Origin of the sequence: Nonomuraea sp. NPDC003560 (genome assembly GCF_042878785.1) — a bacterium.
Lineage (GTDB): Bacteria > Actinomycetota > Actinomycetes > Streptosporangiales > Streptosporangiaceae > Nonomuraea.
Map to the genome: position 1 here is coordinate 1,130,030 of NZ_JBIAOF010000002.1, position 13,877 is coordinate 1,143,906.

Sequence of the window (13,877 nt, forward strand, 5' to 3'; positions counted from 1 at the left end):
GCCGCGTGGGCGGCGGAGAGGACGGGAGTCACCGGGTCCGTGTCACCAGCTCGCCGATCTCGGGGAGGACGGCGTCCGCGACCGTGATCTTCCGCTCGATGAGCCCGTTGGCGTGGAACAGGTCGGCGGCGTGCTGCTGCTCGGCGACGAACTCCGGGCTGACCGGGTGCAGCCCCCACGGGCGGGTGCGCAGCGCGTGCTCCCACGCGTCGAGGTCGCCGTCGAACAGGGCCGCGGCCTCGCGCGGGTGCTGCTCCGTCCAGCTGTCCGCCCGCTGCAGCGCGGTGACGATCCTGGCCAGCTCCTCCGGCCGTTCCTGGGCGAAGTCGCGGCGGGTGAACCAGAGCGAGCGGTGGCTGAACAGGCCCTCGGTCTCCACCAGCGTCCGGGTGCGCGACTCGACCGGCGTCAGGTACGGGTAGGAGCCCACCCAGGCGTCCACGTCGCCGTTCACCAGCAGCTCGGCGGCGTTGCCGTAGGCGTCCACCGGGACGATGTCGCCCCATCCGAGCCCGGCCCGCTCCAGCGCCAGCAGCAGCAGGGTGGTCTGCCAGGAGCCGTGCCCGAGCGCCACCCGCCTGCCCTTCAGCTCGGCCACCGAGCCGATCGGGGAGTCGTCCCGCACCACCAGGCGGCCGTTCTCGACCCGCGGCCCCGAGATCGCCACGTACACGATGTCGTGCCCCTTGGCCTGGGCGGTGACCGGGGGCGTGGAGCCGGTGCCGATGAAGTCGTATCCGCCGTCGAACAGGTGGTCGCCGTGGGCGGACGGCAGGGCCCGGGTGGGATCGACCCGCCCGTCCCGGCCGAGGGCGTTCAGGTCCACCCATTCGACGTCGGGCAGCAGGTCGCGGTGGCGGGCCACCCAGAGCGTGTTGTTCTGCGGGAAGAAGCCGACCTTGGTGGTCATCAGGAGCGTCCTTTCAGTAGCGGCAGAACGTGGCGGCCCACGCGGCGGGCCTCTTCGAGATGGGGGATCCCGGCCAGGATGAGGGCGTCCACCCCGAGATCCAGCAACCGGTCGAGGCGGTCGGCGACCTGGTGGTAGTCGCCGACCAGGCCGAAGGCCGGGCCGTCACGCAGCTGGCTGAACCCGCCCCACACGTGGGGGGCGACCTCCAGGGCTCGGGGGTCGTCACCGGCTCCGGCGAGGAAGGCGCGGCTGCGGCGCACGCCGACGGAGTCGCCCTCGCCGGCCTCGCTCTCGCGCGGCCGGGCCCGCCAGCCGGCCTCGATCTCCGCCCATGCCTCCTCCTCGCTCTCCCGGGCCAGCAGGTCCACCCGCACGGCGAACCGGGGCGGCGTGGCACTGTGCGCGCGCACCGCGTCGAACTTCTCCTCCAGCGCCTCGAACGGCTCCAGCCAGGACAGGTAGTAGTCGGCGTGCCGGCCGGCGGCGTCGATGGCGGCGGGGGAGGAGCCGGAGAAGAAGATCTCGGGGAACGGCTGCCCGGCCAGCTCCTCCGGCAGCCCGGCGTTCTCCACCTGGTAGAAGCGGCCCCGGTGGGTGTGCCCGCCCTGCCAGACGCCCTTGAGCACGTCCAGGAACTCCGAGGTGCGCGCGTAGCGGTCGTCGTGGTCCACCTTGTCGCCCCACCACAGCTGCGCCGGGCCGCCGCCGCCGGAGATGACGTTGTAGACGATCCGGCCGCCGGTGGCCCGTTGCAGCGTGGCCGTCATCCGGGCGGCCTGGACGGGGTGCAGGAAGCCGGGCTGGAAGGCCACCATGAAGCGGTACGACGTGGTCTCGCGGGCCAGCGTCGCGGCGGCGGCCCACGGGTCGTCGGTGTGCGGGAAGTTCGGCAGCAGCCCGCCGGTGAAGCCGCCGTCCTCGGCGGCCCTGGCGACCTCGGCCATGTAGTCGGCGTGGCTGTAGCCGTCGTCCCGGCCGTCCCTGGTGCCGGGGGCGGTGCCGCCGGGGGCGAAACCGCCTCGGCTGCGGACGCGGCGGCGCAGCGAGGGCTGGTCGCCCTCCATGTGGATGCGCCAGTAGATGTCAACGGTCAACAGACCGCTCCTTCACGTGCTCGCCGAGGCGGTAGACGTCCTCGGTCTGGAGGAAGAACTCGGTGACGCCGAGCGCGGCGTACTCGTCGGCGGCCTCGATCGAGGGCAGGTGCACGCCGTAGCGCAGGCCGGGCAGCTCGGGGATGAGGGCCGCCAGGTCGTCACCGGCCGCGAAGACGTGCACGTCGGCGTGCCGGCGCGACAGCTCCAGGGCCTCGGGCGAGGCGCCCGACAGGTGCACCTCGGGGAAGGGCGGGGACGACAGCGGCGCGCCGAAGCCGCCCTTGACCACCTCGTAGAAGTCTCCGGCGAAGTCGAACGGGCCGCCGCCCCAGACGCCCTTGGCCACGGTGAGGAACTCGTCGGCGCGGGCGAACCGGGCGGCGCCGGTCAGGAAGTCGCCCTGCGCCCTGGCCACGGCCGGGTCCAGATCCACCGCGAGCCGCCAGCCGAGCCGTCCGGCGGAGAAACGCTGCAGGGACGCCGAGAGCTTGGCCGCGTAGACCGGGGTGGCCACGGCCGGGTGGAACTCGGCGACGACCCGCAGGTGGCGGGTGTGGCGCAGGGCGTTGGCGGCGACGGTGAGGGATTCCTGGCCGGCGGGGTCGAAGGGCGAGAGCGCGCCCGCCCACCCGGACAGGTCCGCGGCCACGGCGGCCCGCCCGGCGGGGTCGGTGAGCGCCGGCCGCACGTCGGTGACGAAGCCCGGCAACGGGACGGGGGCGGGGCTCCGGGTGGGCAGGGCCAGGTGGTAGCGGCCGGTGCGGTGCGCCGTCATGCCGCCGCCCCCAGCGGGACCTCTTCCAGCAGGGCGTCGATGCGCGGGAGCAGCTCCCCGGCCAGCGGCTCGATCTGGCTGTCCAGGACGAACAGGCCGCGCGTGACGTGCCGCGCGCCGAGCACGCTCAGCACCGGGCGCAGGGCGTAGTCCACGGCCAGCAGGTGGGCCGGGGTGCCGCCGGTGGCGATCGGCACCACCGTCTTGCCGGCGAACGCGCCCTGCGGCAGGACGTCCAGGAACGCCTTCAGCAGCCCGGTGTAGGACGCCTTGTAGATCGGGGTGGCGACGACGATCGTGTCGGCCGCGGCCACCTGCGCGGTGGCGCGGGCCAGCTCGGGATGGGCGGTGTCGCCGCGCAGCAGGGCCTCGGCGGGCAGGTCACGAAGGCGCAGTACGGTGGCGGGCCGGCCCAGACGCCCGGCCAGGTGGTCGAGCAGGCGTACGGTGCGCGAGGCGGCCGATGGGCTGCCGGAGATGAGCAGGACGGACATGTCAGATCTTTCCTAGGGGTTCAGCGGAAACGGGCGGCGTCCGGGTCGGCTGCGGCGACTGGCCCGTCTCGTCGAGGAAGCCGGGCGGCGGCAGGTGGTACGGCGGCTCGGCGGCGGCCGGCAGGAGCGCGGGCTCCCGTTCGCGGGAGTCGAACTCCGCGCTGACCGCCGCCAGCGTCTCGGGCTGCTCGACCAGCGTGACCGCCGCCGTGGCCAGGTAGCGGGCGGCGGCCAGCAGCCCGGCGTGTGCGATCGGGGTGCCGGTCGCCGCGGTGGCCGCCCACGAGTGCAGGGGCACCCCGAGCGGCACCACGGCCGCGACCAGGCTGAGGTGCGGCGCCGTCCAGCTCACCTCGGAGGTGTCGCTGGACGGGCCGCCGAGGTCGGGACCGGCGGGCGGGCGCAGCGGCAGCACCTCGCCGGCCAGGCCGGCGGGCGGGCGGCCGATCGCCGCCTGCAGCCGCCGCGCGAACGCCTGGTCGGCGTCGGTGAACGCCGGCGGCCCCAGCTCGCTCATCGTGTGGTGCAGCAGCTCGGCGCCCGCCCGGTTGCCGAGCCCCTGCCTGACGGCGGTGACCAGGCGGTGCTCCAGCCGGGTCCCGCTGCCGGCGGCGGCGGCGTGGGCGCAGGTCACGACCTGGTCGTAGAGGGTCCTGGCGGCGGCGGCCGTGGACTCGCGGACGTAGACCCAGACCGTTTGCAGGTCGGGGGTGACGTTGGGGGCGCCGCCGCCGCTGATCGTGTAGCTGACGCGGCCGGAGGGGGAGACGTGGCCGGCGCGCAGGCGCTCGACCATCTCCGTCAGCAGCAGCGCGCCGTCCAGGCCGCTGCGGGTGCCCAGCGGGTTCGAGCCGTGGCCGGGCGAGCCGAGGAAGGAGAACGTGGCCGAGTACAGGGCGCTGGTGACGTCCCAGCCGGTGCCGGTGACGGGGGCGGGGTGCCAGTCGAGGAAGGCGTCCAGCCCGTCGTAGGCGCCGTCGCGCACCGCGTACGCCTTCCCGACCAGGTGCTCCTCGCCGGTGGACGCGAACACCTTGATCGTGGCCCGGCTCCCCAGTGCCGTGGCGGCGGCGATGGCCGCGCCTGCCGACGCCGCCGCCAGGGCGTTGTGGCCGCAGCCGTGGCCGGGGCCGTAGGCGGGGGCGTACTCGTCGCCCTCGAACGCGACCGGCTCGTGCCGGGCCGCGCCGGCCCGCTGGGACAGGCCGGGCAGGGCGTCGTACTCGACGTTGAAGCCCAGCACCGGCCCGCGGTCGCCGTGGGTGGCGACGAACGCGGCAGGCAGGCCGGCCGTGCCCCACGCGATCGTGAAGCCGTGCGCGCGCAGGAGCGCGGCGGTGGCCAGGGCCGAGCGCCATTCGCGCAGCGACGGCTCGGCGTAGGCCCAGATCCGGTCGGCGAGCCCGGTCAGCGCGGCGGCGTTCCCGGCGATCCAGCCCGCCGCCGTCACGGCCCTGCTCACGGCACTGCTCATGGCACTGCTCATGGCACTGCTCATGGCACTGCTCCCGGGCGCCGTCATGGCGCCGCTCCCGCGTGGGCGTCCACGCCGAGGTCGGCGAGGAGCCGGCGGCGCAGCTCGACGAAGTCGGGGTCGGTGCGGTCGCGCGGCCGGTCGAGCTCGACCCGCACATCGGTGACGAACGTGCCCGCGCGCAGCACCGCGATCCGGTCGGCGAGCAGGATCGCCTCCTCCACGTCATGCGTGACCAGCACCACGGCCGGGCGGTGCCGGGCGCACAGCTCGGCGATCAGGTCCTGCATGTGCAGCCGGGTCAGGGCGTCCAGCGCGGCGAACGGCTCGTCGAGCAGCAGCAGCTCCGGCTCGCGTACCAGGGCCCTGGCCAGCGCGACCCGCTGGGCCTCGCCGCCGGACAGCGTCGCGGGCCAGGCGTCGGCATGGCTGCTCAGCCCCACCTCGGCCAGCGCCGCCAGGCCCTTGGCGCGGGCGGCGCGGCCCTGCCCGATGATCACGTTGGCGAGGGCGCGCTTGGACGGGACGAGCCGCGGCTCCTGGAAGACGACGGTGCGCACCGGCGGCACCAGCACGCTCCCGCCGCCGGCCGCGTCCAGCCCGGCCAGGATGCGCAGGAGCGTGGTCTTGCCGGTGCCGCTCGCGCCGAGCAGCGCCAGGAACTCGCCGCGCCGCACGTCCAGGTCGACCCCGTCGAGCACGGCCCGCTCGCCGAAGACCTTGCGCAGCCCCCGGGTGCGTACGGCGAGGCTCATCGGATCGTCACCGCCCTGCGCCAGGGCATCGTGACCCGCTCGGCCAGCCGCAGGGCCAGGTCGGCGGCGAGCCCGATCACCGCGTACAGCAGCACGCACAGAGCGAGGATGTCGGTGCGCAGGTAGTCGGTGGCCCGGGCCATGAGGTAGCCGAGCCCGGCCGTCACGTTGATCTCCTCGGCGGCGATGAGCGCGATCACGCTGAGCGTGGTGGACAACCGCAGCCCGGCGAAGATCGACGGCAGCGCGCCCGGCAGCACGACCTCGCGGGCGACGGCCAGCCGGCCCAGTCCGAACGAGCGCGCCGCCTCGACGACCTTGCGGTCCACGTTGCGCACCCCGCTGGAGACGTTGATGTACATGGGGAACGTGCAGGCCACCCCGATCAGCAGGATCTTGGACGCCTCCTCGATCCCGAACCAGACGATGAACAGCGAGGTCAGCGCCAGGAACGGGATGGCCCGCAGGGCCTGCATCGAGGAGTCGACGAGCTCCTCGCCGAGCCGGGTGAAGCCGGAGACGACGCCCAGCGCCAACCCCGTGGAGGCGCCCAGCAGCAGGCCGAGCCCGGCCCTGGTGACCGACACGCGCAGCGCCTCGGGGAGCTGGCCGTCGGCCCACAGCTCGCCGAAGGTGTTGACGACGTCCTGAGGGCCGGCGAGCACGTCCTGGGTGAGGGCGCCGGTGGCGGTGGCCGCGTACCAGGCGGCGAGCAGCAGGACCGGGCCGGTGGCGCGCAGCGCGAGCGTGACGGCCGGGTGGCGGCCGGACGAGCGCGGCGGTTGGGGCGCGACGAGCCCTTCGACGCCGGCCTCCGTGTGAGTGGCCACGCTCATGACCGCGCGCCCCCGAGCGTGTTCACGTCCACGACGTGCTGGGAGACGTCCAGCGGCGCGGTGAGCACCTTCTGGTCGAGAAAGAACCTCGCCACGTCCTGATATTTCGCGATTTCGGCGGCGGTGACCGCCTGGACGGGCCTGCCCTTCTTCTGGATGCCGGCCACGAGCTCCTTCTGCTCGCCCTGCACGGCCTGCGGGCCGGTCTGGGTGAAGACGTTCAGGTACGCCGCCGGATCCGCGATCTCCTTGGCGCTGCCCTCCTTGATGAACGCGAACAGCGCCTTGACCACCTCGGGATGCTCCTGCAGCAGCTTGTTGGCGGCCACGTAGATCACGTAGTTGTCCGACTTGATCGCCTCGCCGTCGGCCAGGACGCGCGCGCCCAGCTGGGTGACGGCGGGGATGAGGAAGGTGGAGAAGGTGGACCAGGCGTCCACCTCGCCCGAGCCGAAGACCGGCGCGGTCTGCGGCGGCGGCAGATAGACCCGCTTGACCTTCTCGACCGGCACGTCGAACGTCTGCAACGCCTTGAGCAGCAGGTACTCGCTGGTGCCGCCGTGCCCGACGGCCACGCTGCGCCCGGCCAGATCGGCCACGGACCTGATCGGCGAGTCCTTCTTCACCACGATGCCCTCCCCGGCCAGGTCGGGCGGGACGGTGGCGAAGATCTTGAAACTGGGCTTGACGGCCAGCGCGGTGACGCCCGAGGTGATCGAGCCGGTGGCGATGTCGAGCGAGCCCGCGTTGATGGCCTGGGCGGCCGGGGCGAACACGGAGAAGTCACCGGCCCACTTGACCTTGGCGTTGACCTTGGCCAGGGCCGCGTCCAGGCTGCCGTCCTTCTTCGCGACGGCCAGGAAGCCGCTGTTGCCGGGGTCGGAGATGCGCACGACGACCTGCTCCTGGCCGGCGGCGGTGGTGGTGGTGTCCGGGCCGCCGCAGGCCGTGGCCAGGAGGGCGAGCGGAAGGGCGAGCAGCAGCTTACGCATGGGTGACTCCTTGGAGCGGGGTGTGGTCGGCCCAGGCGGCAACGTCCACGGGTGATTCGAGGAAGCCGTGGCCGCGCAGGAAGCGCTCCTGCTCGGCCAGCAGGTCGAGGCGTTCGGCGGACAGGTCGAGGTGGAGCGAGGCGCCGGGACGGTAGGCCGCGGCCACGCCGGTCGCGCCGGCGCCGGTCTCCGCGCCCAGGATCCTGGCCACCTCGGACGGGTGCGCGGCGGCCCAGTCCGCGGCGCGCAGCAGGACGGCCAGGAAGCGGGTGACCACCTGCGGATGCTCGTCCAGCAGGCGCTGGTGGACGGTGATCGGGCGGGGGGTGCCGTTGTTGATCCGCGCGCGCCGGTCCGGCACGGCGTCCAGGTCGATGCCCACCTCCGCGCCGTGGCGCAGGGCGGCCTCGACGGCGAGCGCGCCCTTGACGTAGACCGCGTCCACCCGGCCGGCGGCCAGCGCGGCCAGCTCCGCCTCCCACTGGCCGCCGCCCGGCTCGGCCTCGACGTCCACCAGTTCGGCGTCACCGAGCCCGAGCCCGGCCAGGGAGAGCGCGCCGTGGAAGCCGCGCAGGGCCATGGCCCGCCAGAAGTCGATGGCGATGCGATGCCGGGGCGCCGCCAGCCGCAGGCCCTTGAGCTGCTCGGGGCTCTCCAGGGCGGTGCCGCCGCGCACCAGCACGACCTGCCGCTCCTCGATCCAGGTGAGCCCGATGAGCCTGGTCGCCTCGCCGCGCGAGCGGGCCCACAGCGCCGGCACGTTGCCGCCCTCGCGGAACAGGCCGGTCAGAGCGTGGGTGTAGTGGGTCTCGCGGGGCACGCCGGGGTCGTCGTCCTGCAGCGAGCGGACCTCGATCCCGTCGCCGGCGAACTCTCCCGCCAGCCAGCCCTGGTCGGCCGCGATGCCTGTGGCGGTGGGGACGGGACAGCGGGTGAACCAGATGGCGTCGAGTGCGGCTGTGGTCATGGGCAGAGTTTGCTTGTAAATTGGTAGGGAATGCAAAGAATGTCCCGCGATGCGGGAAGCGTTCCCGGCCGGACCGGCTCCTACCTGGTCCCCGATCTCCCTACTCGGAAGACGGAGTTTCCCGCATGGCAGCAGACGACAGCGTCCAGTCGGTGCGCAGGGCCATCGGCCTGCTCGGCTGCTTCGGGGGCGGTGACGCCTCGCTCGGCCTGTCCGACCTGGCGCGCAGGATGGGGCTGTCCACCTCGACCACCCACCGCCTGGCCAGGACGCTGGCCGCCACGGGCTTCCTGGAGCAGGAGGCGCGCACCGGCCGCTACCGGCTGGGGCCGTCCATCACGGAGCTGGGGCAGCTCTCCTTCCACCGGCGCGGCCTGCACCGCATCGCCCCCGAACTGGCCGAGCTGGCCCGCATCACCTCCGCCACCGTGGACCTGGCCGTCCGCAACGACCGGCACGCGGTCATCCTGAGCGGCGGCTCGCTCAACCCCGACAGCGGCGCCGGGCTGCGCCGCCCCCTGCACTCCACGGCGCTGGGCAAGGTGCTGCTGGCCTGGGACCCGGAGGGCAGCGCCGACCTGGCGGCGCTCGGCCCGCTGCCGGCGCTGACCGGCCGCACCATCGTGGACCACGCCGAACTGCGCGAGGAGCTGGTCCGCGTGCGCGAGTCCGGGTACGCGCTCAACGACGGGGAGTCGGGCGACGGCATCCGCACCGTCGCGGTCCCGGTGCTCGACCGGCACAACCACGTCCGCTACGCGCTGGCCGTGCGCTCCACGCCGCTGGTCATCAGCGACGCGCGGATCGACTGGTTCGCCGCGCACGCGCGGGCCTGCGCCCGCGCGCTGGAGGTGCTGCTGATCCCACCGGCCGAGCGCCGCCTGCGCCCCTCCGCCTGAGTCACGACAGGCGTCGCCGGCCGGCGACGGCGTTCCCGTTCACGTCGCGGGCGAGCCCCTGGGGGATTTACGAGGAAAGCGTGACGGAGGTGAGGAGCGCCAGCTTCTCGGCGCTGCCGGTGCCGGGGTCCGGGTGCAGGACGATGAGCGTCCGGCCCGCCGCGCCGCTCACGCCCAGCCTTTCCCGGTTCAGCCACAGCTCACCGACCTGGGGATGGTCGAGGCGTTTGGGCGCGCCCTCGCACGTGTTCACGTCGTGGCGGGCCCAGAGCCTGCTGAACAGCGGGCTGGCGAGGGAGAGCTCGCCGACGAGTTCGACGAACCGGGGATCGTCGACGTCGGCGCCGACGGACTTGCGGAAGCCGGCGACCATGCCCTGCGCGGCGTCCTCCCAGTCCGGGTAGAGAGCCTGCTCGGCGGGGTCGAGGAACACGTCCCGCAGGCGGTTGCGCCCCGCCGCGAGCCGCGGCGACAGGGCGGTCGCCGGGGCGTTGGCGGCCAGGACGTCGAAGGAACGGCCCTCCACGTACGCGGGCAGCGCGAGCGCGGCGACGAGCTTGGCGATGCCCGTGGGAACGCTCTCCTTGCGGGGCCGCCGCCGTCGCCGCCGGGGATCGCCCGCCCCGAGGCGCAGCAGATAGGCCGTCGCGTCGTCGTCGAGCCGCAGCACGCGCGCGAGGGACACCAGCACCTGCGCGGACGGGTTGCGGTCGCGGCCCTGCTCCAGGCGCAGGTAGTAGTCGGCGCTGATGCCGGCGAGCATCGCGACCTCCTCCCGGCGCAGGCCCGGCACCCGCCGTACGCCCACGGAAGGGATGCCGGCCTGCTCAGGAGTGACGAGCTCCCGGCGGGCGCGTACGTATTCGCCCAGAAGGTTGGATTCGCCGCTCATGCGTCCCACGGTAATGGCGCAGCTCGGCGCGTGCCTGGCCCCCTCACCCCCAGGATCGCGAGGGCTCTGGCTGCGCCGGCGGACGAGCGGAAACCTCGCTCGGGAACGAACACCCCTTTGATGAGCAAGGAGCCGCACATGTCAACGTACGTGCTGGTACACGGAGCCTGGCACAGCGGACGATGCTGGGAGCGGGTGGTGCCGCTCCTGACCTCGGCCGGGCATCAGGCGGCCGCGCCGTCGCTGACCGGCCACGGCGACAAGGCCCATCTGCTCGGCCCCGAGGTGGGACTGGACACCCACGCCCGCGACATCGTCGAGCTGATCACCGCGAACGACCTCACCGACGTGATCCTCGTCGGCCACAGCTACGCCGGGCTGGTCATCTCCTCCGCCGCCAACCGCATCCCGGAACGCATCGCCCACCTGGTCTACCTCGACGCGATGGTCCCGGAGGACGGCGAGAGCGCGGTGGACGTGCAACCCGTCACCCAGGCTCTCATCGACCGCGCCGCGCAGTCCGGGACCGGCTGGCGGATCCCGGCGATGCCCGAGCTGCCGCCGCCCCTGGGCCTGTTCGGGGTCACCGACCCGGCGGACGTGGCCTGGCTGCGGGCGATGCTGTCGGACCAGCCGGCGCTCTGCCTCCAGCAACCGGTCCGGCTGGACAACCCCGCCACGCACGCGATCCCGCGGACGCACATCCACTGCGTCGCGGGCGTACCGGAGGGCGTCACGCGGCGGCCCGTTCCGGCGACGCAGCCCAACGGCAGCCCCGCACAGGTGTGGGAGCTGCCGACGGGCCACGACTGCATGATCACCATGCCGGCCGAGCTCACCGAACTACTGCTGAAGCTCGCGTGACCCGGTGGCGCCCCCAGTCGGCCGCCCGGGGATGTTCGCTGGGCGCGCCGTCGCCCGCCTGACGCAGGTCAAGGCCTTGGGCCTGACACCCCTTACAAAACCGGGGACGCGTCGTGGACTTGATGGCGGGTGGACAACGCCGGCATCGACTCCTCGGCGGAGGCGGAAATCCGTGGTGTGGGCGGCGCGTGCCGTACTACAGTCGGGCACGCCTTCACCTCGCGGCTGCTGAACCACGAGGCCCGCGGCGGCGGCTCCGGTCCGTCGCCTTCTTCGGCGCGCTATCGGTCGCGCCCGCCCCCTTGCATCGCTTTCAGCAGCCCGAAGGACTCACCATCATGCGCATCCGTCAGGACCGCCGCCTCCTGCGCCGCGACGAGCAGTGGCTCACCCTCCCGAACCCTTGGGACATCCCCGTCGACATCTGTGCCGACGAACGCGTGCCTCTCGAACCGGCCGCCGTCGACGAAGTGCTGTCCGTCCTGGAGACCGCCGACACCCTCGACCGCCTCGCCGAGGCCGTACCCGGCCACGACGGTCCGCTGCCCCGCCTGGTCCGCCTCGTCCTCACCCCTGACTTCCACAAGGGCGCGGGCATCCCGATCGGCACCGTCATCGAGACCGAGGGCGCGCTGCTCCCGCAGGCGGTCGGCAACGACGTCAACTGCGGCATGCGGCTGGAGGTGACCTCACTCACCGTGGAGCAGGTACGGCCGCGCCTGGACGCCCTGGAACGGCGGCTGCGGCACCTGTTCTTCGAGGGCGGCCGCCGCATCGCCCTCACGCCCGCCCAGCGGGAGGCACTCCTGCGCGACGGGCTCCCGGGGCTCCTGCACACCGGCGACGCCCTCTGGCAAGGTCACCAGCCGACCGACACCGAGGACTGCCTGCATCGCATGCACGCTCCGGCGCACCCGGCCGGTACCGGCGAGGCGTTCGCCGACTGGATCACCAGCGCGGGCGGCACCGAGGCCGCCAGCCATGACAGCCTCATCGGCAGCATCGGCGGCGGCAACCACTTCGCCGAACTGCAGTACGTGGCACGGGTCCACGATCCCGCCGCCGCGTACGCGTGGGGCCTGACGGCGGGCGCGCTCGTCCTGATGGTGCACAGCGGCTCACTGGCGCTGGGACACCAGGCCAACGCCACGGCGCTGGACCGGCTGCGCCAGACCTGGCCGCCGGGGTTGTCGCGACCCCGCAACCAGATCCTGCCGTTCCTGCTGAACGAGCGCACGGCCGCCGCCCGGCGCCGCTACCTGGACGCCTTCGGCAACGCCGCCAACTTCGCCTCGGGCAATCGGTTCTTCCTCGCCCTCACCATGCGGGCCGGGCTCGCCGCCGAATGCGGTCGGATGACGGCCCGCCTGCTCTACGACGCGCCGCACAACCTGTTCTGGCAGGAGGAGGACCGCGTCGTCCACCGCAAGGGCGCGACGCCGGCGGGTGGTCACGAGCAGATGAGCGGCGGCCCGTACGCGATCTGGGGCGAGCCCGTGATCGTGCCAGGGTCGATGGGGGCGTCCAGCTACCTGCTGCGGGGCCACGGCAACGCCCGCACGTTGGCCAGCGCCTGCCACGGCGCCGGACGGCGAGTCCCGCGCGGCGCCACCGCACGGGCCGGCGACTGCGATCTCGACGCGTTCCTGCGGGAGTTCCGCGTGGTCACGCCGCTGGACCACCGCGATCCGACCGTGGCGCGCCGCGCGGACGTGATGGCGGCCTGGCGGCGCGACCTCAAGCAGGAAGCTCCGTGGGCGTACAAGGACATCGGGCCCGTGGTGTCGAGCCTGCACGCGGGAGGCGTGGCGGACCCGGTGGCCGAGCTGCGCCCGCTCCTCACCGTCAAGGGCTGACCGCCTTTTCCGCGCATGGCATCGTCCGGTCGGGCCAACCCGATCGGTTGGCCTGGAAACAGGTCACCCAAAAGCCGATAAGGTCAAATCAAACTTCCCGACGAACTGAACTATTGGCCTATTCCGATAGCCATCTATCCGTGGGCGATGTCCTGACCAGCGCCAGTGCTTCGGCCGGGCATAATTCTCCATGCGGTCGGCCGTGACGCGCTGCTGCCATTGGCATCGGATCTGAACGTTGATAGTCGCCTGCGCCGTTTTCTCTTGGGGCGGGGTGGCCGGGAACGTCGTGATGAGCTTGTCTGACACTGCTGGTGGGACCAGGTGGCGGAGGCTTGAACCCTGTCCGGATGTGGCCACGGCTGGAGGGTGATTTCCCGCCCGCAATCAAGTTTCATGGAGACGAACAGCGCGTCGCCGCCTCGATCATCGACTGGAGGGAAGCAAATGGCCATTCCTGCTGTCGCCGATCGAGCCGTTGCCGACAAGTCCATGATCTCCAGGCGCAGCCGTGGTCTGGCAGCTCATCACGGGTTTTCATGACCGGCGCGTCTGCCGGAATTCGAGGCTGAGAAATATGCCCCTGATATGGCCACTGTTTCGCTATTGACCCTTGAATGTCGACCGGCTCAATGTGGTGACCACTGGCAGGGCCGCACCGTCCGGTGTGTGTGGCAGGGTCCTGCCCCCCAATTCCCCTACCCAGGAGGTACTCATGGCTCCTTTCCCGCCGCGAGCCCGGCTGATCGTCAAGCAATCGGGCAAGGTGCTGGCCATCGAGAACGCCAGCCTCAAGGACGGCGCCAGCCTGAACCAGTACGACACGGGCACCCAGGACAACGAGAAGTTCGAGCTGCGTGACGCCGGCGACGGCTACGTCCGTATCGTGGTCAAGCATTCGGGCAAGGTGCTGGCCATCGAGAACGCCAGCCTCAGTCAGGGTGCCAGCGTGAACCAGTACGACACCGGCACCCAGGACAACGAGAAGTTCGAGCTGCGTGACGCCGGCGACGGCTACGTCCGTATCGTGGTCAAGCATTCGGGCAAGGTGCTGGCCATCGAG

Annotated in this window: 14 protein-coding genes; 4 read left to right on the forward strand and 10 right to left on the reverse strand. The window is 72.8% G+C overall.

Annotated elements, in window-relative coordinates:
- Positions 1-28: 28 nt before the first annotated feature.
- From ACFYUV_RS10615 to ACFYUV_RS10655, 9 genes are read right to left on the reverse strand one after another with little or no spacing between them, the layout of a single operon-like run.
- Complete coding sequence (locus ACFYUV_RS10615; RefSeq protein WP_387667334.1) at positions 29-910, reverse strand: ABC transporter substrate-binding protein; 882 nt, start codon at positions 908-910, stop codon at positions 29-31.
- Positions 910-2,007 (reverse strand): LLM class flavin-dependent oxidoreductase, encoded by a 1,098-nt coding sequence (locus ACFYUV_RS10620; RefSeq protein ID WP_387667337.1) that lies wholly within the window; start codon positions 2,005-2,007, stop codon positions 910-912. Before ACFYUV_RS10620 ends, ACFYUV_RS10615 begins: the two co-directional genes overlap by 1 nt.
- Positions 1,997-2,785: an LLM class flavin-dependent oxidoreductase gene (locus tag ACFYUV_RS10625; protein ID WP_387667340.1), complete on the reverse strand. Its 789-nt coding sequence runs from the start codon at positions 2,783-2,785 to the stop codon at positions 1,997-1,999. Before ACFYUV_RS10625 ends, ACFYUV_RS10620 begins: the two co-directional genes overlap by 11 nt.
- Complete coding sequence (ssuE, locus tag ACFYUV_RS10630; protein WP_387667342.1) at positions 2,782-3,279, reverse strand: NADPH-dependent FMN reductase; 498 nt, start codon at positions 3,277-3,279, stop codon at positions 2,782-2,784. Before ssuE ends, ACFYUV_RS10625 begins: the two co-directional genes overlap by 4 nt.
- A 1-nt stretch (position 3,280) precedes the next feature.
- Entirely contained in the window at positions 3,281-4,753 is a 1,473-nt protein-coding gene (locus ACFYUV_RS10635; protein ID WP_387667345.1) for a hypothetical protein, read from the reverse strand.
- A gap of 44 nt (positions 4,754-4,797) precedes the next feature.
- The gene (locus ACFYUV_RS10640; protein ID WP_125629991.1) at positions 4,798-5,508 is read right to left on the reverse strand and encodes an ABC transporter ATP-binding protein; all 711 of its coding nucleotides are present in this window, start codon (positions 5,506-5,508) and stop codon (positions 4,798-4,800) included.
- Positions 5,505-6,338 carry an ABC transporter permease gene (locus tag ACFYUV_RS10645; protein WP_387667348.1) on the reverse strand — a complete coding sequence of 278 codons (834 nt, stop codon included), beginning with the start codon at positions 6,336-6,338 and terminating at the stop codon, positions 5,505-5,507. The genes ACFYUV_RS10640 and ACFYUV_RS10645 overlap by 4 nt, the downstream gene beginning before the upstream one ends.
- Before the next feature lie 2 nt (positions 6,339-6,340).
- Positions 6,341-7,336 carry an ABC transporter substrate-binding protein gene (locus ACFYUV_RS10650; RefSeq protein ID WP_387667351.1) on the reverse strand — a complete coding sequence of 332 codons (996 nt, stop codon included), beginning with the start codon at positions 7,334-7,336 and terminating at the stop codon, positions 6,341-6,343.
- On the reverse strand, positions 7,329-8,303 hold the full coding sequence (locus ACFYUV_RS10655) for an ABC transporter substrate-binding protein (protein WP_357971489.1): 975 nt from the start codon (positions 8,301-8,303) through the stop codon (positions 7,329-7,331). The genes ACFYUV_RS10650 and ACFYUV_RS10655 overlap by 8 nt, the downstream gene beginning before the upstream one ends.
- Before the next feature lie 125 nt (positions 8,304-8,428).
- On the opposite strand from ACFYUV_RS10655, the gene ACFYUV_RS10660 reads away from it, so the two are divergent.
- Positions 8,429-9,202, forward strand: coding sequence for an IclR family transcriptional regulator (locus ACFYUV_RS10660; RefSeq protein WP_387667355.1), 774 nt, complete (start codon positions 8,429-8,431; stop codon positions 9,200-9,202).
- A 67-nt stretch (positions 9,203-9,269) separates the two neighbouring features.
- On the opposite strand, the gene ACFYUV_RS10665 is transcribed toward ACFYUV_RS10660, so the two are convergent.
- On the reverse strand, positions 9,270-10,094 hold the full coding sequence (locus tag ACFYUV_RS10665; protein WP_387667357.1) for a helix-turn-helix domain-containing protein: 825 nt from the start codon (positions 10,092-10,094) through the stop codon (positions 9,270-9,272).
- Positions 10,095-10,232: 138 nt separating this feature from the next.
- Here ACFYUV_RS10665 and ACFYUV_RS10670 point away from each other — a divergent pair, with 138 nt between their 5' ends.
- From ACFYUV_RS10670 to ACFYUV_RS10680, 3 genes are all read left to right on the forward strand, one after another.
- Positions 10,233-10,958: an alpha/beta fold hydrolase gene (locus ACFYUV_RS10670; protein WP_387667359.1), complete on the forward strand. Its 726-nt coding sequence runs from the start codon at positions 10,233-10,235 to the stop codon at positions 10,956-10,958.
- Positions 10,959-11,296: 338 nt separating this feature from the next.
- On the forward strand, positions 11,297-12,814 hold the full coding sequence (locus ACFYUV_RS10675) for an RtcB family protein (RefSeq protein WP_387667362.1): 1,518 nt from the start codon (positions 11,297-11,299) through the stop codon (positions 12,812-12,814).
- A 715-nt stretch (positions 12,815-13,529) separates the two neighbouring features.
- On the forward strand, positions 13,530-13,877 hold a 348-nt coding region (locus tag ACFYUV_RS10680; protein ID WP_387667364.1), incomplete at its 3' end, for an RICIN domain-containing protein.

What these genes read in the sequence shown, in the direction of transcription:
- ACFYUV_RS10660 (WP_387667355.1), top strand. Translation starts at nt 8,429, where the DNA reads ATGGCAGCAGACGACAGCGTCCAGTCGGTGCGCAGGGCCATCGGCCTG.
- ACFYUV_RS10640 (WP_125629991.1), bottom strand. Translation starts at nt 5,508, where the DNA reads ATGAGCCTCGCCGTACGCACCCGGGGGCTGCGCAAGGTCTTCGGCGAG.
- ACFYUV_RS10625 (WP_387667340.1), bottom strand. Translation starts at nt 2,785, where the DNA reads ATGACGGCGCACCGCACCGGCCGCTACCACCTGGCCCTGCCCACCCGG.
- ACFYUV_RS10665 (WP_387667357.1), bottom strand. Translation starts at nt 10,094, where the DNA reads ATGAGCGGCGAATCCAACCTTCTGGGCGAATACGTACGCGCCCGCCGG.
- ACFYUV_RS10635 (WP_387667345.1), bottom strand. Translation starts at nt 4,753, where the DNA reads ATGAGCAGTGCCGTGAGCAGGGCCGTGACGGCGGCGGGCTGGATCGCC.
- ACFYUV_RS10615 (WP_387667334.1), bottom strand. Translation starts at nt 910, where the DNA reads ATGACCACCAAGGTCGGCTTCTTCCCGCAGAACAACACGCTCTGGGTG.
- ACFYUV_RS10655 (WP_357971489.1), bottom strand. Translation starts at nt 8,303, where the DNA reads ATGACCACAGCCGCACTCGACGCCATCTGGTTCACCCGCTGTCCCGTC.
- ACFYUV_RS10675 (WP_387667362.1), top strand. Translation starts at nt 11,297, where the DNA reads ATGCGCATCCGTCAGGACCGCCGCCTCCTGCGCCGCGACGAGCAGTGG.
- ACFYUV_RS10670 (WP_387667359.1), top strand. Translation starts at nt 10,233, where the DNA reads ATGTCAACGTACGTGCTGGTACACGGAGCCTGGCACAGCGGACGATGC.
- ssuE (WP_387667342.1), bottom strand. Translation starts at nt 3,279, where the DNA reads ATGTCCGTCCTGCTCATCTCCGGCAGCCCATCGGCCGCCTCGCGCACC.
- ACFYUV_RS10650 (WP_387667351.1), bottom strand. Translation starts at nt 7,336, where the DNA reads ATGCGTAAGCTGCTGCTCGCCCTTCCGCTCGCCCTCCTGGCCACGGCC.